At 46.4% G+C, this 19,674-nt stretch carries 19 protein-coding genes; 7 read left to right on the top strand and 12 right to left on the bottom strand.

What is annotated here, in order from left to right:
• Positions 1-40: 40 nt before the first annotated feature.
• The 7 genes from C170_RS03405 to C170_RS03375 all read right to left on the bottom strand — a co-directional run bounded on the left by C170_RS03405 (position 41) and on the right by C170_RS03375 (position 8,236).
• Positions 41-910 carry a carbohydrate ABC transporter permease gene (locus C170_RS03405; RefSeq protein WP_036606256.1) on the bottom strand — a complete coding sequence of 290 codons (870 nt, stop codon included), beginning with the start codon at positions 908-910 and terminating at the stop codon, positions 41-43.
• A gap of 14 nt (positions 911-924) precedes the next feature.
• Positions 925-1,842: an ABC transporter permease gene (locus C170_RS03400; protein ID WP_051446994.1), complete on the bottom strand. Its 918-nt coding sequence runs from the start codon at positions 1,840-1,842 to the stop codon at positions 925-927.
• Positions 1,843-2,112: 270 nt separating this feature from the next.
• A complete protein-coding gene (locus C170_RS03395; protein WP_036606255.1) occupies positions 2,113-3,177 on the bottom strand; it encodes a response regulator in 1,065 nt (354 codons plus the stop codon).
• Entirely contained in the window at positions 3,174-4,949 is a 1,776-nt protein-coding gene (locus tag C170_RS03390; protein WP_162158948.1) for a cache domain-containing sensor histidine kinase, read from the bottom strand. The genes C170_RS03395 and C170_RS03390 overlap by 4 nt, the downstream gene beginning before the upstream one ends.
• A 227-nt stretch (positions 4,950-5,176) precedes the next feature.
• Positions 5,177-6,067: a hypothetical protein gene (locus C170_RS03385; protein WP_036606253.1), complete on the bottom strand. Its 891-nt coding sequence runs from the start codon at positions 6,065-6,067 to the stop codon at positions 5,177-5,179.
• Between the two features lie 265 nt (positions 6,068-6,332).
• On the bottom strand, positions 6,333-7,064 hold the full coding sequence (locus C170_RS03380) for a nuclease-related domain-containing protein (protein WP_036606252.1): 732 nt from the start codon (positions 7,062-7,064) through the stop codon (positions 6,333-6,335).
• A 278-nt stretch (positions 7,065-7,342) separates the two neighbouring features.
• Positions 7,343-8,236 carry an NAD(P)-dependent oxidoreductase gene (locus C170_RS03375; protein WP_036606250.1) on the bottom strand — a complete coding sequence of 298 codons (894 nt, stop codon included), beginning with the start codon at positions 8,234-8,236 and terminating at the stop codon, positions 7,343-7,345.
• A 195-nt stretch (positions 8,237-8,431) separates the two neighbouring features.
• On the opposite strand from C170_RS03375, the gene C170_RS03370 reads away from it, so the two are divergent.
• Genes C170_RS03370 through C170_RS03360 form a run of 3 tightly spaced genes read left to right on the top strand, consistent with a single transcriptional unit; the run spans position 8,432 to position 12,187 of the window.
• Positions 8,432-9,553 (top strand): GerAB/ArcD/ProY family transporter, encoded by a 1,122-nt coding sequence (locus C170_RS03370; protein WP_051446976.1) that lies wholly within the window; start codon positions 8,432-8,434, stop codon positions 9,551-9,553.
• Positions 9,525-11,027 (top strand): spore germination protein, encoded by a 1,503-nt coding sequence (locus C170_RS03365; RefSeq protein WP_051446975.1) that lies wholly within the window; start codon positions 9,525-9,527, stop codon positions 11,025-11,027. The genes C170_RS03370 and C170_RS03365 overlap by 29 nt, the downstream gene beginning before the upstream one ends.
• Entirely contained in the window at positions 11,024-12,187 is a 1,164-nt protein-coding gene (locus tag C170_RS03360; RefSeq protein ID WP_036606248.1) for a Ger(x)C family spore germination protein, read from the top strand. Before C170_RS03365 ends, C170_RS03360 begins: the two co-directional genes overlap by 4 nt.
• Before the next feature lie 134 nt (positions 12,188-12,321).
• Here C170_RS03360 and C170_RS03355 read toward each other — a convergent pair whose 3' ends face one another.
• The 3 genes from C170_RS03355 to C170_RS03345 form a co-directional block, all read right to left on the bottom strand.
• Complete coding sequence (locus C170_RS03355) at positions 12,322-12,903, bottom strand: hypothetical protein (protein WP_036606246.1); 582 nt, start codon at positions 12,901-12,903, stop codon at positions 12,322-12,324.
• A 42-nt stretch (positions 12,904-12,945) separates the two neighbouring features.
• Positions 12,946-13,299: a hypothetical protein gene (locus C170_RS03350; RefSeq protein WP_162158947.1), complete on the bottom strand. Its 354-nt coding sequence runs from the start codon at positions 13,297-13,299 to the stop codon at positions 12,946-12,948.
• A 73-nt stretch (positions 13,300-13,372) separates the two neighbouring features.
• Positions 13,373-13,735, bottom strand: a complete 363-nt coding sequence (locus C170_RS03345; RefSeq protein WP_036606238.1) for a hypothetical protein — start codon at positions 13,733-13,735, stop codon at positions 13,373-13,375.
• Between the two features lie 139 nt (positions 13,736-13,874).
• On the opposite strand from C170_RS03345, the gene C170_RS03340 reads away from it, so the two are divergent.
• On the top strand, positions 13,875-14,411 hold the full coding sequence (locus tag C170_RS03340; RefSeq protein ID WP_036606237.1) for a hypothetical protein: 537 nt from the start codon (positions 13,875-13,877) through the stop codon (positions 14,409-14,411).
• Positions 14,412-14,512: 101 nt separating this feature from the next.
• Here the strand turns inward: C170_RS03340 and C170_RS03335 are convergent, their stop codons facing one another.
• Positions 14,513-14,794, bottom strand: coding sequence for a hypothetical protein (locus C170_RS03335; protein ID WP_036606236.1), 282 nt, complete (start codon positions 14,792-14,794; stop codon positions 14,513-14,515).
• 230 nt (positions 14,795-15,024) lie between these two features.
• Positions 15,025-16,323, bottom strand: a complete 1,299-nt coding sequence (locus C170_RS03330) for a galactokinase (RefSeq protein ID WP_036606235.1) — start codon at positions 16,321-16,323, stop codon at positions 15,025-15,027.
• 275 nt (positions 16,324-16,598) lie between these two features.
• Between C170_RS03330 and C170_RS03325 the strand changes: the two genes are divergently transcribed.
• The 3 genes from C170_RS03325 to C170_RS03315 are packed head-to-tail and all read left to right on the top strand — an operon-like array spanning position 16,599 to position 19,604.
• On the top strand, positions 16,599-17,855 hold the full coding sequence (locus C170_RS03325; RefSeq protein WP_036606234.1) for an MFS transporter: 1,257 nt from the start codon (positions 16,599-16,601) through the stop codon (positions 17,853-17,855).
• Between the two features lie 59 nt (positions 17,856-17,914).
• Entirely contained in the window at positions 17,915-18,841 is a 927-nt protein-coding gene (locus C170_RS03320) for a DUF2268 domain-containing protein (RefSeq protein WP_036606232.1), read from the top strand.
• Entirely contained in the window at positions 18,816-19,604 is a 789-nt protein-coding gene (locus tag C170_RS03315; protein WP_036606231.1) for a MerR family transcriptional regulator, read from the top strand. The genes C170_RS03320 and C170_RS03315 overlap by 26 nt, the downstream gene beginning before the upstream one ends.
• Positions 19,605-19,674 lie beyond the last annotated feature (70 nt).

The raw sequence follows: 19,674 nt of genomic DNA, 5'->3' as shown, positions 1-19,674 counted from the left end.
CCTGTATTATGAACCCATGCGGGTTAACCCACAGCCTGCTTTAACCTTTTATTGATCCAAGCATGACCCCTTTAACGAAGTACTTCTGCAAGAACGGATACACTGCCAAAATGGGTATGACCATCACAATGACAGCTGCTGCCCGGATGCCTTCCGGGGTCAGATTCGATATCATCGTTGGATCGGTAAAATCCTGTACATTCAGATTGGACATAATCATATTTTGGACGAGCACGGTCATGTTGTATTTGGACGTATCATTGATATAAATCATCACACTCATGAACGAATTCCAGTAACCCACGCCGTAAAAGAGAGCAATAGTCGCCAGCAAAGGTTTGGATAATGGCAACACGATTCGAAACAAAAGCCCCAGTTCACCACAACCATCGATGCGCGCAGCCTCATCCACTTCCCCTGGCAGATTTTCAAAATAAGATCGCATAATCAGCATGTTGTACGTGCTCACCAGACCCGGTAGCCAAAGCGCGCCGTAACTGTTCACAAGACCGAGATTTTGCACGACCAAATAAGTCGGGATGAGTCCACCGTTAAAAATCATCGTGAACACCATCGCCATCGTAAAGAAGCGCCGGTGATAAAAATGTCTGCGTGACAGCGGATATGCCGCCATAATCGTCACCGCCATGCTGAGCCCTGTACCGATCAATGTGATCTCCACACTGTTCCAGAATGCATTCAGAATCGGCGTTCCCGTAATTAGGCTGTGATAGGAGAACCAGGTGAAATCGACGGGCCATAACCCCACTTGACCTGAAACAACCGCTCTCGCATCACTAAATGACAAGGCAACAATGTTCAGTAAGGGCAGGATACAGCTGACGGCAACCAATGACAACAATACATAATTGATTAGATAAAAGACTTTTTCTCCTTTGGTTTTTCTCATGCTGTTCTCCCTCCCTACCACAAACCTTCGTTAAATCGCCGCGCGATATAATTGGCACTGAAAATGAGGATAAATGCAACCAGTGATTCGAACAATCCCATCGCTGTTGTCAGGCTGAACTGTGCTCCCTGAAGACCGGTGCGGTAGATATAGGTACTAATTACATCCGCTATCTCATTGACATTGGAATTCTGAAGCATATACACCTGGTCGAATCCGACCTCCATCACCCGCCCCATCGACAGAATCAGCAGGAGAATAATGGTAGAGCGTATACCCGGAAGGGTAACATGCCAGATCTGGCGCATTTTGCTGGCCCCATCCATCTGTGCAGCCTCGTATTGACTCGGATCAATGGTCGTTAGTGCCGCGAGAAAAATGATGGCATTGAAGCCCATGTCTTTCCAGATCCCTGAGCCAACAAACACCGCAACCCACGAACCCTTGTTGTACATGAACGGATAAGGCGCTCCCGTCCAGGCCTCGACCCAGCGGTTTACGATCCCATTTTCCAAAGAGAACACCGTCATGATCATCATCGCAATGATGACCCAGGAAAAGAAGTGTGGCATATAGACCACCGTCTGCACCGTTCGCTTAAAGGCCATGTTTCGCACTTCATTCAGCATAATGGCCAGAATGATCGGAATGGGAAACCCGATAATGATGCTTAACAGACTGAGGAACAAGGTGTTGCGAATAATCTCCACCGTGCGCGGATCACTGAACAGCGTCTGAAAATGCTGAAAGCCCACCCATGGACTGTTCCACAGCCCATCATAGAAGTTGTAATCCTTAAAGGCCATGACCAGCCCTCCGATGGGTGCATAACGAAAGGTCAGGTAGAACATAATCACCGGAACAAACATCAAGATTAACGGTATATTCATCTTGAATCGTCGAAGCCGCTGCTGCCGAAGCCGTTGCTTCATTTCACTGTCCGGCGGTTGTAATCCAGACGGCGGACCTACGGTCAGTTCCCCCTTCACATCCATCACCCCTCTCTGCTGTTGATGTACTATAGTTGTATTTTAGATAAAAATGTAAGCGTAAACATTTGTTATTTAACGATCCTTTTATAATTTTCTACGCAAAATAACCCCACATGGTGGGGTTGACCTTTGAAACGAACAGATATTAAGAGGAGGCTTCTCTTTAATTGTGACCCTGCAGCAGTTCAAGGAGGATTGCTACCGTGCACTTCACTTGGCTACTTGCTTGCGATATTCGCGGGGCGATACCCCCGTCATCTGTTTGAATACGGTTGTAAAATAACTGGAGTTATCGAACCCGGTCAATTCCGCGATATCTGCCATACTCTGCCGAGTGCTGTGCAGCAGCAGCTTCGCCTTATCAATTCGTCGCTTGCTGACATATTGGCTGAAGCCTTGTCCTGTTTCTTTTTTGAACAAATGGCTCAAGTAGTTGGGTGTCACATGAACATGAGCAGCCACGGCCTGCAACGTGCATGTGCTGGAATAGTTCATTTCAATATACTGTATAACACGTGTAACGACATGATCCTGCTGTTCCTGAGTTAGCCGCATCAGCATATCCACCCACTCTTCGCTCTTGCATCTGGCCCAAGCGATGACTTCAGGTATGGTATGAATCCAGAGCAGTGGATCTGGGGCAGTTGAGTGCATACCACTGGATTCCTGAGGCTGAAGCTGTTGTACCAGTAAGTCCGTCATGACCTTCATAAGCATATGAATCTCCGCTTTGCCTTGTGACAAGCTCATCCCGGACGCTTCTTCTAGCAACATCTCGATCCGATTCATTATCGATCCGAATTGATGGTGGAGCAGCAACAAAGTCAGTTCCTCTCGCAGTCTCTCGGTACGGTCCACCTGGCTGTATTGTTCCCTGATCCGAATGTCGGACTGTTTTCGGCGATATCGTTCATGTGCCTTTTGTAACACCTGGCATGCTTCATCGAGCGAGAACGGCTTTAACAAAAATTCAATTGCTCCATATCGGATGGCACGCTGTGCATATTCGAACTCTCGATAACCTGTCAAAATGATAATCATAATGTCCAGTCCACTCTCGTGTATGCGTTCAGCCAAATCTAGACCATCCATCACAGGCATGTTGATGTCCGTAATGATTAGATCAGGTGTGCAGCTGTGTACAGCCTGTATCGCTTCTTCTCCATCGGCCGCTTCCCCAACAACCTCCCAAAAGAGGGGGTTATTGCGAACCAGATGAATCAGACCCTGACGAAATAATGCTTCATCATCCACTACAAGCATACGTCCATTCAACAGAACCTACTCCTCTCAGTCACCTGAATTTCCCGGCATAAGTCCTCACCGATCTGATAAGGCAAACAAAGACGTACTAGCGTACCCTCTCCCACAGTCGACTCGATCTGTACACCGTAGGGTTCACCGTGAATCAACTCAATTCTTCGAAGTACACTCCGCATGCCAATGTGCTGACGTTCCTCATCGGCATGTGCCACTGGCTTCATAATGCGTTCAATGACCGATGCGTGCATGCCGCAGCCGTTATCTGAAATTTCGATGATGAGCAGATCCGGCTCTCCTTCATGCCCGTTTTGCCGCGAGCCACGAATCTCCAGATGGCGGTTGTTCCTTTTGTCCGAGAAGGCATGAACAAAAACATTCTCCACGATGGGCTGAAGCAACAGCCGGATCACCTGACAGCGAAGCAATTCAGCAGGAACGGCAATTTCAATCGACAAGGCTTCCTGATACCGGGCCTGCTGAATCTGCAGGTAGTGATCTATTTGCTTCATCTCATCCTGAACGGTCGTCAGTTGCTGCACGGGTTCCAGCGTATACTGCAGCATCTCGGACAAGGCAGTGACCAGGCGAGCCGATTTCTCATCACCAAGCATATAGAACTTCCAGAAAAACATGCTCAGCGTGTTATACAGAAAATGGGGATTCAGCTGGGCCTGAATAGCTTTGAGTTCAGCCTCTTTTTCACTGAGTTCGCGCTCGTACACTTCATGTATAAGCGTATCAATCCGGGAAGCCATTGCATTGAATCGTTCACCGATGAAACCGAGCTCATCCCGTGTCTCGATCCGTACCCGTGTATCGAACTGTCCATCACGCACTCTTTTCATCGCGTTGACTAGACTCGCAAGTGGACGCAACAGTCTGCCGCTAATTACGGTAATGATGAACCAGGAGCATAATATGCTGGCTACCGCAGAGAACACAGCAACTTTTACAATAATCTTTCCCTTGTTCTGAATCTGAGCCAGTGAGACCTTGCTGACCAGGGTGAAGCCCGCTTTGTCTGACGTTTGCTTCGTATACAATTGGGTTGTTCCCTGCTCGTCCCTGATCTCCGTCGCCCCTAGGCTTAGCTCGGTAAGTGGTGGTGGATCCGCATCCTGATTATGAAAGGCATAAAGAAGCCCACCATCTGCGTCAAACAAGTAGACAGCAACTTCCTCATTCAGTCGCAGATCTTTGAGATACGATTCGAACAACGAGGTGTTAAACAGAATTAGCATGACGCCATAGGTCTCCAGATCAACAGACCGCATTAATCGTCCCGCCAGAATCCAATTGGATTGTTCCTCCTGCAAGAAGGCATCCGGCCCCAAACGATTCCAACCATATTCGCCGCCCGTTCCTTCCAGTCTATGAACCATCTCTGCCAGATAGGAAGGATCCATCTGTTGAAATGAGCCAGCAAAGGCGCCGAGATTAAATATGTTATCCTTCAGGTCATATATGCGGAGCCCCATGATCTCCGGTGCATCCAGCCTTACCTGATACAACTGATCATCCAGTTCATCTTCCAGCTTCATCTGATCATAGGACGAGATGCCAGAGGTCTGTGCTTTGATGGCATTTTTTACGGAGGGATTCAGTGTGATATAATCGGTGACTTTATACATGTCGTGTACCCTGGAATCCAGACGTGCAAGAATCTGCTCTGCGGTAAGACTATACTGGCGACTGACCTCTTCATTGAACAGGTCGATATGGATGCGATAGGTGATCAACCCTGTGATTCCGGAGATTAAGACCGTTGCGGTAGATAAAAACAAGATTAGCTTCGTTTTAAATTTAAAGCGTTTACAAAAGTTCATCCACCACATCTTTCACACACCTCACCTATATTCCGTACATGTCTTACTCCTAAAAACATATCATACACCTATTGGAAAAAACCAGAAAAACCCTGACCCCGCTTCAAGCGGTAGTCAGAGTTTGAAGGCATGTGATCCAGACATGTTACCGGGATGTTCCAGATTAACTCTGGATCACGGCATTTTTATTCCCCGTAAATCTCTTTGACCCGTTCTTCTTCATTGGTAGACAAGAGAACATTAAGCAACCCCATGGCATTATTGGCATCGGTTCTCGTCGTCTTGTACACCTCGGCAAACGCCTCTTCATCCTGCTCCGGGTCCATCGCAGCAAGCTTGCCCCATGACGTGCGTGCTTTGTCGTATAGCGTACTCAACGTAATGTCACGCGGATGCTGTGCAACAGGTGCCATGGATTCAAATTTCGCTGTGACCCTGAAGAAATCCATCGAATCCTGGAATGATGTACTGTTATAATCCTTATTTTTCATCGCATCCTCAGTAATTAGCAGACCTTCACGGGCGATAAACAGTGTTTTCACCATGGCACGCTCCAGATTGGTTGCTTCTTCCCAAGTTATATAAGATTCATCAGGTGCTTGTACGGTTGTGAAAAATGGAAAGGCATCATCAATTAACCGCTGCGAATCGGAATGAATTGGAACCTCTGCATTCATGTCCACAACGGCATCACTATAGTTGGCCACATTAATATTTTTGGAACCTTCCTCACTAACCCGACGCACCGGATGATCCGTAAGCGGGATACGGATATAACCGAGTTTATCCGCATACTGCTGCTTCAACTCTTCCAGTGTGGAGTCCTTTCCAATCTTGCCGTCGTCAGCTGAAGAAGATTCGTCTGTAGTTGAACCTGTCTCCTCACTCTCATTCGAACCGGTTGCTGCGGTTTCTGTTACAGCAGCATTCGAGCTGCTTGTTTCTGATGAAGCAACTTCTGTACCGGAAGCAGACTCCGGCGCTGACGTCTCTTTCGCTCCGCCACCACAAGCTGTCAGAATCGCTGCCAAACTGAACATGACTGTGAACGTCTTTATCGTATAATTCCATTTCATCGTATAATCTTCCCCTTATCGTATGTATATTCCTGAGAACCATTAACCTCTACTCGAAGACTTGAACACCCACTTACAGAAATATCCTTTCATATAACATGCTTGATTCACACAATTGGACATGGTCTACATTCTATCATAAGTTAAAAATCGGTTGTATACGACGATATACCTGTGTCTAAAGCCTTTTACTACTCGCACATTAACTACCACCGCAACACAAAACACTGCCGCCCGTATGGACAACAGTGTTCGTAAAGCGTAATTATTTGATCCCTTTAGCCTTCTCCATATGCTCTGACCGAATCTGAGGATCCGTGGAATTAACCGATGATAACAGAGCGTAGATCGCCTGGATATCCTTCTCTTGAAATACGGTTTCGGGAACCTCACTCTCAAGTCGTTCCGTCTTCCGCTGAATCGTTTCCACCAATTCATGATCGTAGATGATCAGTTCATCCGAATTCACATACCTCACAGCAGGATCAACACTGATGCGGCAACGGTTGGTGAAAGTCACCATGGAGACAAGGCGTACTCTTTTGTAGTCTCCGAGGTGTGCATGGATGGCTTCCACATGTGCGCGATGCTGCATGAGTGGATTGTACATTTTGACCCGGCTGCTGCTGACCGACCAATTGGCCTCTCTTCTTCCGCCGCGAATCTCACCTGTCGTCAGATTTCGGGTTTCGATCACAAAGATTGCCCGAGGACCGATCACGACATGATCAATCTGAGAATAACCGGAGCGTGACTTCGGATTGGTAACGAGCAGGTCGTTCAGCACTTTATATTGACTTGGAAGACCTATCAGCTGATCTGCTGTGCTAGGCTCCTCCGGCTGGCGTGTCCAATCCCCTTCCGCCTTTTTCTTGCGCTTACTACGGACCATACGCGGGGGAATGGTTGTCGTTGATGGCAACGCTGAAGCGGAGGCTGTAATCTGGTTCGCAAGCTCTGGTTGTGTCTTGAACAGAGACAGGATTTTCTTGAACATGGGCAAGCTCCGTTCTATTATAGTGTGGGTTACGGGTGACCATTACAGGAGGAATAACATCCTTTGACACATTCATTATGTAAACTTCTATTACTTATGTCGGATAAAGCGGGGTAAAAATAAAGGGAAAACGATCAAAATCTCTCCAATACGCAAAGTACATATGAACATTTAACCAATTTCGTGACTTTAGACGCATAAACAAGCCGAAAAATTGAAAAAAAACAGCGCAACCCTTTCCTGAATAGAAAAAGAATACGCTGCTGTTCTCTTGGTTGTTAAGCCTGAAGATAATAGGTGTAGAGCACCTGAGTACCCTTCTCTTCCAGCCCATTATTCGCTATTTCCTGATACAGGGATTCGGCCAGGGCCAACCCAGGCGTTTTCATGCCCATCGCTTTTGCAGACTCCAGTGCAATTCCCATGTCTTTGATAAAATGTTTCACATAGAATCCAGGCTCATAATCGCCTGCGATCATGCGCGGACCGAGATTGCTGAGCGACCAGCTTCCGGCTGCACCGGTAGCAATGCTCTTCAGCACGGTCTCCGCGTCCAGACCAGACGTCTTGGCATAGGCAAGTGCTTCGCATACACCCATCATGCCAGAGGCAATGGCAATCTGGTTGCACATTTTGGTATGCTGCCCGGCTCCCGCCTTGCCTTGCAACACAATGTTGGTGCCCATCTGCTCAAACAGCGGACGCACAGCTTCAAAGGCCTCCGAACTACCACCAACCATAATGGAAAGCTTGGCGTTCTGCGCTCCGATATCACCGCCCGATACAGGCGCGTCCAGTGCATGCAGTCCTTTGGCTTCCGCAGCTTCAAAGATTCGTGCAGCCAGTAACGGACTGGATGTTGTCATATCAATCAGATATGAACCCGGTTTGGCATTGGCTACGAGACCATCCTCACCGAGATAAATCTCCTCTACATCTTTCGGATAACCCACCATCGTTATGATGACATCACACGCAGCAGCCAGTTTGCCTGGTGTGTCATGCCATACGGCACCTTCCTTCACCAATGCTTCCGCTTTGGCAGCAGTTCGCGTGTACACATGCAGCGGATATCCCGCTTGCTGGATGTGCCCAGCCATGCTTTTACCCATCACGCCTGTACCAATAAAGCCAACTTTTGTCTCTCCAGGTGCCTTCGTCGTATTTGTCATCGCAGGTTTCCTCCCTATTTCTCTATGCTTCGCTCAGTGCTTGTCTTCGACATTGCTATATCTGTATGTTAAAGCTTTCTGCGTAGTCCGTCCATATCGCTTGCAGCTTTCTGTGAAAAAATCTGAAAAAGGAATCAACTTCCTGTATGCTGTACAACCTAACGGAAACTTCCTTCATTGGAAAGGAGGATTCCCATGAGTCGTGAAAAAGGTCAAATTACCATCTGGTTATCCTTTTCCATCATTTTATTAAGTGCCGGACTGGTCTGCCATGTCTTGTCCATTCCAGCAATTCTCGAAGCTGGCGGCAGAGACGGATGGTTGTCTGTAGTGGCGGCTGGCCCTTTTTTCATGTTGTTTCTATGTATGATGTATATCATTATCCGCCGTGTACGTGGACAACGATTAACAGATTGGATTACCCGAGAATTCGGTGCGGTCCCTTCCTGGATCTTCCGGATATCCGCTTCTATTCTGCTATTCACGCTTGGCACGCATACGCTGTATGAGACAACCAACTGGACCGTATCCACGTATCTTCAATTCACTCCTCCTTATGTTCTGGCAGGTGGCGGAGCACTGGTTGCTGCGTGGGCAGCGGCTAAAGGCATACGCTCCATTGCGATGACTTCCAGTCTGCTGCTGCCCTTTGTCATTTTGCTTGGTTATTTTGTAATGTCCGCCAATATGAAATACAAAGACTACAGTCTATTGTTCCCGATTATGGAGAACGGCATGGGTCCCGTGTGGCGGGGCATGATCTACTCTCTTGCCGGGCTTATGGAAATTTGGATTCTTATGTTGTTCCAACATGAAGTCAAAGGCAAAATTCGTTGGTGGCATGTTCTGATCCTTGGCGTGTTTATGCTCAGTATGGCGATCGGTCCCACGATCGGAGCCATCGTGGAGTTTGGCCCAGAAGAAGCAGCCAAACAACGAAACAGTCCCTATGAGCAATGGAAACTTGTGAATATAGGCAAACTATTGCAACACGTTGATTTTCTATCCATCTATCAGTGGCTCAGTGGTTCCTTCGCAAGGGTCGCCATATCCATGTATCTCATCGTGGATCTGCTGAATTTCCGCAGACCGAAGAAACGATATATCGCGATTCTCACCATTACCGTCATCATGAGCTTCATGGCGATGCAATGGTGGCGCATTGATTACGTCGACTATTACGTGGATCATATTCAGTTCCCGGTCATGCTCGCTTATGTATCCATCGTTACCGTAATATTGACCATTGCCGCATTAATCCATAAAAAGGACAAGGAGGCTCCCGATCATGCCGATCTCAACCCAGCCCAAGAATAATCCTGACGTTGAACCGTTCCGAATGAACGAGCATAACCTGAATACCTTTTTTGCCGGATCTGATGATGTCATCATCAATAGTCATATGATCGGAGAACCTCCGATGCAACTCCTTATGACCTATTGCAGCGGTATGGTAGATAGTGAAGCGATCTACGATATTATTCTCCCGGAACTCAAACGAACATATGAAAATACACACTTTATCCGTACATCCGATATTGAAAAGTGCATCAGCCTAGATTGGACCCGAATGGATCTGCAAGATCCGGCATTTGGAACTGAACTGATGTCTCTTCGTGTTTTTGAAGGCCATATGTTGATCTGTATTCCTTCCCTGCAAACCATGTGGAGTATTGATATATCTAACATCCCTACTCGAACACCGGAGGAATCGACCACCGAAGTTTCGATCCGCGGGGCAAGAGATGGGTTCATTGAACCACTTGCCGTCAATGTTGCCTTGATACGCACCCGTCTGCGTACGAACCAACTGGCCTGCAATATCGAACTGATCGGTACACGTTCTGCAACAAAGGTGGCATTGATGTATATCAAAAATATCGCAAATCCGGAGCTGATCGAAGACGTCCAGGATCGGTTGCGTAAGATTGAGACCGAACGCATCTTGACCGCCAATGAACTGGAAGAATTGCTGTCGCCTTCGAAGATTACTTTGTTTCCCGTCACCCATTATACGGGCAGGCCTGACTTTGCTGCAGAATGTCTCCTGAATGGACGTTTTATCCTCATTGTCGACGGCAATCCCAGCGCCATCATTGGGCCAGTCAATCTGTTTCTTTTGCTCAAATCCCCGGAGGATGCCAGCTTTCCCTTCTTGCCTGTGAACGTAGGACGGATGCTGCGCTTTCTTGGCCTGATGATCACCGTGTTCCTGCCTGGCTTTTATATTGCGCTGACATCCTTTCATATGGACCAGATCCCCTTTCCTCTAGTTGCAACGATATCGGTTGGACGCATGGGACTTCCGATGGAATCGGGAATGGAAATGTTTCTCATTATGCTGCTAATGGAGCTGTTCCGTGAGGCAGGGGTACGTTTGCCAAGTGCCATCGGCCAGACATTAACTGTCGTTGGAGGTTTGATTATCGGAGATTCCGCCATTCGAGCTGGCATGGTCTCTCCCCTCATGATTGTCATCATCGCAGTTACCGTCGTAGCTGGAGCAACCATTGTGAATCAGGTCATGACCAGTTCTGTGCTGATCCTGCGGTTCCTTTGTTTTGTTCTGGGGGCATCCCTCGGCATCTATGGGTTCATCCTGTCGTTGATTATGTTCCTCATCTACCTGACCGATCTCAAATCATTTGGCATTCCATATCTCACGCCGTTAACACCCCTTCATTTCAAACAAGCAATAGCTTCATTATTCAAACTGCCAAAGGGGTTAGGTAAACGAAGACCCGTCTATCTTGAGACTCAAGAACCGCGTAAGAAAGGAAACGGACGATGAAACACTTGTTACAGCGATGTTTGCTGGGTCTGTTAAGCCTATCGATGTGCGTGATGACGAGTGGATGCTGGAGTGCCTTTGAGATTCAACAGGTAGACTACGCCAAAGCCTTTGGGATTGATTATAAGGACGGCATGTACCACCTGTATGTACAAACGCTGGATTTTGCCAGTGTCGCCAAAAGTGAAAGTTCAACCAAAAGTGCAGATACACCGCCTGTATGGGTCGGACATGCCGAAGGGAAAACGATGAGTCTGGCGCTGAACGAGCTGTTCCGCACGGCTCAATTACACATGGCTTGGGGGCATGTGACAGCCATCGTTATGGCCGAAGGTGTGCTGACTAGCAAACATATCAAAGAAGTGTTCGACATGCTGGGACGATTTCCAGAATCCCGTTATACAACCTGGGTGTATGGAACACGAGAGCCTCTGGAGAAAATTCTAAGTGCAACGTCCATCTATAATATGTCGCCACTGGACAGCATTCTTCACAATCCACTTCCCACGTACATGGAAGAATCGTTGTACCCGCCTGTGCTTAGCTTTAAGCTCATTGCAACACATAATGATCCCGCTACCACGACGTATCTGCCAAGTATTGCATTGAACGATACTCAGTGGGCTGAGAATGAGAAGAAACATGATTTGTTTCTGGTGGAAGGGGCCTTTTTTGAAAAGACTGGCTATGACTTTGAATACTTTCCACGCAGTCAGCTTCCCGGTTATCACTGGCTAATCAAGGACATGCGGCGTGCTCCCTTGCTTGTGCAGAAGGATGGAACGATCTACGGGGCGCTCAGTGTAGGATTACCAAAGATCAAAATTAAACCTGTCATTCAGGGTGAAGACGTTACGTTCAACATTGACGCCCACTACCTCACTGCCCTGTACGAATACCTGGTGCCCACCTCTTATGAAGAGATGATCCAGATCAGTGAAGTGAAGTTACGTGAGCAGATCATGCAGACCTATCGTCATGGCCTTGAGCGTGGTGTCGATATTTACGGCCTTCAGGAGAAGCTGTATCGCAAAAATCCAAAGCTCTGGCGTAAGTTATCCAACAACGGGAGCAAGATGATGCTTACCGAAGACTCGATTCAAGATCTGAAAATCCACCTCACCATCCCGTATACAGGGAAATATAAGAGGAAAGTGTAGCAAGAAAGTGAAATACCCCTTGTCCGTCTTGAACCGGATAAGGGGTGTTTGTGTAGATGGATGTCGTTCGTTTGCAGTTCAGATCATGCGGATCTATGACAGCGAAGTTTCCATTCCATAAGCCAGCCTGCTTCCTAATCCTCACTATCGAGAGATGAGTAGATGACGTGACCTTCGTCGTTCAACCCTTTTATGTCCCATATCATCTCGTGAATCGGCTGCTGGATTACCGCATACCACAACCTCCCGTTGGATTGATCGGAAGATGATTCCACGATTTCCGCTTCCAACCGTGAAGAGGCCAGATTTGGTTCGTAGCGAATATGCACCTGGGTAATGTCAGCATCGTGGAGATACCCGTATATAATATAGATCATTTTGCCTTTAGACTCCTCGTATCCTGATATATGAGAAGAAAGCGGCTCGACCGGATTATCCTGCAGACCACCGCCTATTCTGGCCAGTTCGGAGAACCACATCTTTTGCTGAATCAAAACAGGAGTCAGGTTATTCGTAGTGAGATCTTGATATAATACCATTTGTGTTCGCGTTTCAATAGTTGTAACTAGCTTTACCTGTTCTGGGGGAATACCTTCTTCGCTTAAGATTGTGTCGATGTCCTGCGGACCACAAGAGCGTATCAAAAACAAAGTTGCAGCGAGCAATAAAAAGAACAACACGTACGCTACCCGTCGACGGTTGCTTGTCTTGGGCATAGATTAACCTCTCCTTAAAATTGAATCTCTATAAACAATTAATTATCGTAGAAATGGTATGTAAGATAGTGCTGCCCCGAAGTAATTTACCAGCATCCATGCAGCGATCCATAACAATGGCAACTGCATGATCCAGTAAGGAAAGATGTATCTTTTCTCATGATAAGAAACCCATCCCGAAACCAAAGCCGCAATAACGCAGAGTGGGTATGACATCAGTATATCGCCCTCCAAACGACTTGCCACCTGATACTCAGAAGGAGTGGGTGCAGCGAGCGACATTCCCATGGCAAATGCGATCAACGGCCAGATCAGTAATGTCAGACCATATATTAAGGTGAAAATCATGATATACAAAAAACTTCTTTCTTTACTTTTTGTTATATCTTTGCTCAACAATTGAACTCTCTCCCATGCGTTCATTTTATTTTAAAAAAACGGCCAACGGCCGCCTACTCTCTACTAACTTTCACTTCTTATAATAATGCATCACCCGCAACCGAGTAGTCAGGATTAAGGTCTGAGGAATGAGCACAAAGACAATATACATAAGTACAATTAACCATAGATGTGCGGCAAAATGTTCTGCACCGAATGATGGTTTAGGACGCTCAATCCAATACCACCAACACGGGATGGCAATAAACCATGTCAATCCTGTCGAGAGGAATAAGTCTTTCACATCGCTCCACAGAAAGCAGAAAACCGCGACGAACAAAATAGGACCTGTCCAAGAATACACTATCGGTCCCCAGCTCTGAAATACAAAGATAATGGCAGGATACAGGAGGTTAATGGTCCAGCGGCATATGTTATTAGTATAAAGATTCATAAAGATTCACCTCACTACATAACGTTGCAATTGTAACTTCACTTATTGGGGTCATTTGCTACATTTATCACAAGATGAAGCATGATTTTGGATATTATAGCTCATACTACCTTCAGGAAATTATCGAAGGAGTGACAGCATGAGGTTAAAAAGTATCATCGCCGTTGGAGCCGTGTTAACTTGCTCAACTCTGTTATGGGGCTGTGGCAATGGCACTGCGAATAATACTTCCCAGCAACAGAATGACACCGTTCGATCGGAGAGTTGGAGCGATCCCAAACGACTGGAAGCTTCCCATCTGGAGGCGCTTGAACGTATGGAGAAAGACCATATTCACCGAATGGTCTCGTTTAGCGCAAGTACAGATGGAGACAAAGTGATGACCACACTTGAACGGTCGAGTCAAAAGTTGGAGGAAATGAGACCGCTCGCCGAAATGCTCCAGCATGAGGGACATCCGGCATTATTACAGCGAATCCAGGACATGTCCGGTGATATCCAAGGTTCCAAATCCGTCATTGCTGAGATGAAAAGTTTGCCTCAGGACGGCAAAATTAAGATTCAGTCCGAGAATTCTGATTCCTTGCATCACATCAGCAGCTTCCGTGATTACCACCAGTACATTCAGGGACAAGTGCAATCCTTAGACGGTAAATCTACGCAAATGTCCCACTAACCCCAAAGATAGCTCAGAGAATCGTTACAGTCGGAATACGATAATCCGATGGTTAACGGTTCTTTTTATTAACCTCATATTGTTATCCCTATACTACAGCTTCATTCCACCCACAACGATACCCAGATGAACATGCTAAATAATAAGACTGGTGCAAGTGCACCTGTGGCTAGGATGATCCAAAGTGTCGCGGGCTTCATCTTTTGACAGTATGCATCGACCTTGCGCATCCGATCTTTACGCCACTTGGCAAACTTGAGCCGTCTGATCATTTGATTCAGAACTATTTGCCGCTGCTCGCCCTCTTCGAATTCATCGATCGCACGCCGCAACTCCTCATATAATTGAGCCTCTTCCTGCCCAGCTACTGTAGGTGTAATCATCTGATCCTTCCTTCCATGAGAACATTATTGAGATATAACCTCTCGCCTAATCGAACCATCATTAATACGCCTGTATTCTAGTCACTACCAACCTAACTAAACCACTACTTAAATAACACATTACAGGCCTTCAAAGTTTGAAGTTTTTTCAAAAAATGGACAATCCAAAAAAGCCCGGGCATAGCCCGGACTTCTTAGAATCATGCTAGAACTATTTAACTGAGTGTTATTTAGCCTGCGTTAGCGATTAATGCATTCAGACATACTGCGCCTTGTGCACGCACATTAACGACGATAATCGGCGTTTCCAGCATGTCGTGCATCCATGACATATACTCTTCTACTTTTTCGTTCGGAAGGATCGTCAGAATAACCCCTGCGAATCCACCACCATGAATACGACAAGCGCCTTCACCCAGGTTTTGCAGATAATTCTCGGTCAGTGCCAGCGCGATGCCAATCTCCTGTTCCTTCACAGCACCACTCTGATATACATTCTGCAGCCACTTCCATGACGAGTTACCGGACGCCGTAATCAGTTTCAAGAAATCAGCAAATCGTCCATCACGCAACGCCTGAACCTGACCATCGACACGATTGTTTTCCTCCAGGAAATGAAGCGCACGCAGCACAGCACGATCCCCAGCAGCTTCACGAACCTTCTTGAGGTTGGCGTAGATTGCGTCTACTGTAATTTCCCGAACATACTCACTGCCCAGTGCCTGAGCAACCGCTCTCATCTCATATGGCACAGCAGCGTAATCTTCTGTCAGATCGGCGTGGTTACCGCCCGTATTGACAATAACCAATGAGTAGCCGTTTTGTTGGAAATCCCACTGAACAGGCTCGATAACCGGCTGTGCAGGATTTTCAAAATCAATAGCAATGAGTCCGCCGTACGCACAAGCCATCTGATCCAGCAGACCGGAAGGTTTATTCCAATAATGATTCTCCGCATACTGACCGATTTTGGCCAAGGTGACAACATCCAGTGCTCCATCATTATAGAAGTGATTCAAAATCGTACAGATCAGCATCTCAAATGACGCCGAGGAACTCACCCCTGATGCCGAGAACACGTTACTTGAGAGGTACGCCTGGAAGCCGCCTACCTTATACCCGAATTCTCCAAATCCCGCAGCCATACCGCGAATCAATGCTGTTGTGCCATCGTCTTCCGTATTTGGCGTGAGATCCGTGAGATCGATTACATATTTCTTGTCATAACCTTCTGAGTAAAACGTAATAACCGAATCCGCAGTTGGTGCTGCCACTGCAATCGTATCCAGCGTAATGCTGCCCGCCAGCACTTTACCATGGTTATGATCCGTGTGGTTGCCGCCAATCTCGCTACGTCCTGCCGCGCTGAACAACTTGCTTCCCTCTTGCGAGCCGAAGTACTCTTCGAACGTTGCGTTCAGCTTCGTGTAACGTGCAGTCTGTTCTTCTACTTGTGATTGTCCATACATTTGGGCAAGCAACGCTTGGCCCTCCGTGGATTGGATCAGATTCAATGGTTGTGTCGTCATTAATAATCCTCCTATGGATATGCAGCTTTTATTTTTGACTGTTGGTGAACATGGTTGTTGCGTCTGTTTCATACCTTATTCCTCTCCCATTATCTCAGCTTCGTAGCGGAAAAGGTAGGGTAGAATTGAAAGTTTGTAAGCGTTTTGTGAAGTTATTTAATGTAAAAATAGGATTGAAAACCATTTTAGAATAACTTAAATTTGGTTTAAGTGAAAACACATTATCTTCCAATCTTAAATTTGCTATGCTTTACATCTTATTGGTGGAGGGAACGATGAAAATCAAGTCGAACTATACCAAGTTATTCGGTGCATTTTCGCTTACATTTTTGGGTGATGGACTTACACTCGCTGCGGTTCCTTGGCTCATATCAACCCTTACAAGCGATACACTGTATGCTTCTGTCACCATGGCGGCACTTCGTTTACCCTGGCTACTATTCAGTCTTCCTGTAGGTGTCCTCATTGACCGTTACTCACGCAAGCATATGCTGATTGGGGCAGGCTTTACTCGAATGATCCTTCTGCTTGGACTGACGTTATGCATCTGGGGAGGATGGGTGAGCATTCCGATTCTAGCTCTGTTCATGTTTGGTATTGGCCTGAGCCGAGTTGTATTCGACAGTACGGTGCAGACAGTCATCCCTCAACTGGTAGATGAGAGTAAGTTGGAGAAAGCGAATGGGCAGTTCACCGCCGGACAGTTAATCACAAGTGATATTCTGGGCGTTGCTCTGGGAGGGTTCATTATCACCCTGCATATTGTTTTTCCTTTTGCCATAGACGCTGTAACGGCTGTTATTGCTCTGCTTTTTTTAATCAGTTTGAGGGGAAACTTCTACCCCGGGAATACGGAAACAAGCAAGAAGGAAGCTCGCCCGATGAAGAATTGGAAACGTGAGATGTGGTCCGGTATTCAATATGTCTATCATGATCGTTTTCTCCGCGGATTAGCCATTCTGTCTGTCACCGTTACGCTGATGTATTCGATCATTCTGGCTACTCAGATTTTCTTTGTACGAGATGTGCTTCAGTTGGATGCTTTTGCATTTGGTATCCTCATCTCCATTGCAACAATCGGCAGCATTGTGGGGAGCCAGGCTGTTGCTTATATGCGCAAGAAATGGAGTACTAAACAATTGATTATCTCCTCCATTTTGTGCATGGGAATTATCTACGGTGTGGTGGGTCTAACTACCAATGCGTATATGGTAGGTAGTCTGTACTTCTGTGCTGCATTTTTCATCATTGTCTACAATGTTACCCGTTCGTCCATCCTGCAACGTTCCGTTCCTAATGAAATGCTTGGCAGGGTCGGAAGTGTGTTTCGCTTTTTGTCCTTTGGGATCAGTGCCATTGGTACGCTTCTCGGCGGATTATTGGTGCGGGTTAGTGAAACGACTTTTGATCGCGTATTCTCGCTGCAACTCCCTTATCTCTTGTTAAGCCTGATCTATATCCTGTCTGCTCTGATATTCGCAATGAAGATGCAGAATCATTCTGAGAGCCAGCAGCGTAATATCAACGCTTGACTGTTACGTTAGGTCATACTTGATAATGATCTCAAGCTTACATGAAGGAGAGATTAAGGATGAAAATTACCGCTTTACGCTCAGATCAAATCTATGAGGAGATCATCCAGGCTGCACCCGATGAGAAATTGGAGTTATACCGCGAGCGAATGATGAGTCCTTTCATGAACAAATGGAACATTCAACAAATCCCGTTTCGCTCTCAAGAGCCTCACGGCTTCGACGTGATTATGATGAATAACTTTATGAATATCGCTCCAGCAGATATCACACCTGAGATTAACGAATCGTTAGCAGCGATTTCGTCTGAGGCATTTTGGCAACAGTGTCATGAAGCTGTTCGTACGAGTCTATCCACCTTTACAGATCATGGGATTGAGTTATCGGTCTCCGAATATCTATACACGATTTTATTAGGCGACAAGAACAGTCCATCACTCACCATGAACGAAGGCATCAGCGGAGATGGTGGAATCCCGGGTTACATTATTGCGAACCTGATCCCCAATAGGTATACTCTACCTCGTATCCAATCCGTGTTAGCCCATGAATGCAATCATAATGTGAGATATCAATATATCCAGTGGAGTCCACAGATTACGCTTGGGGAGATGGTGGTTAGCGAGGGGTTGGCCGAGAGTTTTGCGACATCCCTGTATGGAGAAGAGTTGCTAGGCCCCTGGGTAGCTAAAACGGATATGGAGACTTTGAATAAAGTAATCAAACCGAAGATGAAAGACCAGCTGCATGTCACCGGTTTTGACCAAATTAATCCGTATCTATACGGCGATGAACTTGCCATCATGCAAAACTTCACGCCCGTAGGTATGCCCTATGCGGCTGGCTATTCTTGCGGTTATCACTTAATCCAATATTATCTGAACAAAACAGGTACACCGATCACCGAAGCAACCATCACTCCGGCAAGTGTCATCCTTGCTGAAACAAAGGAATTTTGGAATGAAGACACCCTATTTCACCGTTAAAGATATCATCCAGATTACTGGCATCACCAAACGTGCATTACATTATTATGATAAAACAGATCTATTGAAACCGAGCAAAGTCGAGGACAACGGCTATCGCTATTATGATCAAGAGGCACTGGGGAATCTGCAGATGATTCTCTTGTTCAAAGAAATGAATTTCTCATTGAAAGACATTGCGGCCATGATGCAGCTCTCCAAAGATGAACAGAAAGATATTCTAAGAGAGCATCGCAGTACACTGGTTCAACGCAAACAAAAGCTCGAAACCATCATCGACCAGTTGGACGAGTATGTGGATGGAACGGATATCTCTCATCTTAATCTGTTTGATGACTCTTCCATTCTGTCTATTCAAGAGCAATATGAATCCGAGGCAAAGTTTGTCTATGGAGACACCGAGAAATATCAGGAATTCGAAGCTAATGTGAGCGAGCTGTCTGCGGAAGAGCAAGAAATAGCCTACCAGCAGTTCTCGGTCAACGTAGAGCAGGTATTTCGGGAATTGGCGAAACATCAGGATCTGTCCCCTGCTTCTGGTGAGGTACAAGCGTTAGTGCGTAAATGGAAGAGTTGTCTGGAGCAGTTTATGGTCTGTGATATTGAGATTCTGAGGTGTATTGCTGAAGCCTATACGACGGATCGTCGCTATGCGGGTTATTTCGATCAGTTTGGTAATGGAGATTTTTTGAGATTTTTGTATCAAGCGATTATGGTTTATGTGGAGGGTGGAGTCATATCAGCTGTGAAAGATGTTAGATGACCTCCGAAAGAACGCACTGAAAAAACACGGAACAATGGTGATATCAATTAAACGCCCCATTATGTAAATG

This window comes from Paenibacillus sp. FSL H7-689 (assembly GCF_000517905.1).
GTDB classification, from domain to species: Bacteria; Bacillota; Bacilli; order Paenibacillales; family Paenibacillaceae; genus Paenibacillus; species Paenibacillus amylolyticus.
This window is presented reverse-complemented; position numbering and strand designations above follow the sequence as displayed.

What these genes read in the sequence shown, in the direction of transcription:
- C170_RS03335 (WP_036606236.1), bottom strand. Translation starts at nt 14,794, where the DNA reads ATGATTACACCTACAGTAGCTGGGCAGGAAGAGGCTCAATTATATGAG.
- C170_RS03345 (WP_036606238.1), bottom strand. Translation starts at nt 13,735, where the DNA reads ATGAATCTTTATACTAATAACATATGCCGCTGGACCATTAACCTCCTG.
- C170_RS03330 (WP_036606235.1), bottom strand. Translation starts at nt 16,323, where the DNA reads ATGACGACACAACCATTGAATCTGATCCAATCCACGGAGGGCCAAGCG.
- C170_RS03320 (WP_036606232.1), top strand. Translation starts at nt 17,915, where the DNA reads ATGAAAATTACCGCTTTACGCTCAGATCAAATCTATGAGGAGATCATC.
- C170_RS03385 (WP_036606253.1), bottom strand. Translation starts at nt 6,067, where the DNA reads ATGAAATGGAATTATACGATAAAGACGTTCACAGTCATGTTCAGTTTG.
- C170_RS03365 (WP_051446975.1), top strand. Translation starts at nt 9,525, where the DNA reads ATGCCGATCTCAACCCAGCCCAAGAATAATCCTGACGTTGAACCGTTC.
- C170_RS03370 (WP_051446976.1), top strand. Translation starts at nt 8,432, where the DNA reads ATGAGTCGTGAAAAAGGTCAAATTACCATCTGGTTATCCTTTTCCATC.
- C170_RS03315 (WP_036606231.1), top strand. Translation starts at nt 18,816, where the DNA reads ATGAAGACACCCTATTTCACCGTTAAAGATATCATCCAGATTACTGGC.
- C170_RS03380 (WP_036606252.1), bottom strand. Translation starts at nt 7,064, where the DNA reads ATGTTCAAGAAAATCCTGTCTCTGTTCAAGACACAACCAGAGCTTGCG.
- C170_RS03360 (WP_036606248.1), top strand. Translation starts at nt 11,024, where the DNA reads ATGAAACACTTGTTACAGCGATGTTTGCTGGGTCTGTTAAGCCTATCG.
- C170_RS03375 (WP_036606250.1), bottom strand. Translation starts at nt 8,236, where the DNA reads ATGACAAATACGACGAAGGCACCTGGAGAGACAAAAGTTGGCTTTATT.
- C170_RS03325 (WP_036606234.1), top strand. Translation starts at nt 16,599, where the DNA reads ATGAAAATCAAGTCGAACTATACCAAGTTATTCGGTGCATTTTCGCTT.
- C170_RS03405 (WP_036606256.1), bottom strand. Translation starts at nt 910, where the DNA reads ATGAGAAAAACCAAAGGAGAAAAAGTCTTTTATCTAATCAATTATGTA.
- C170_RS03340 (WP_036606237.1), top strand. Translation starts at nt 13,875, where the DNA reads ATGAGGTTAAAAAGTATCATCGCCGTTGGAGCCGTGTTAACTTGCTCA.
- C170_RS03355 (WP_036606246.1), bottom strand. Translation starts at nt 12,903, where the DNA reads ATGCCCAAGACAAGCAACCGTCGACGGGTAGCGTACGTGTTGTTCTTT.
- C170_RS03400 (WP_051446994.1), bottom strand. Translation starts at nt 1,842, where the DNA reads ATGAAGCAACGGCTTCGGCAGCAGCGGCTTCGACGATTCAAGATGAAT.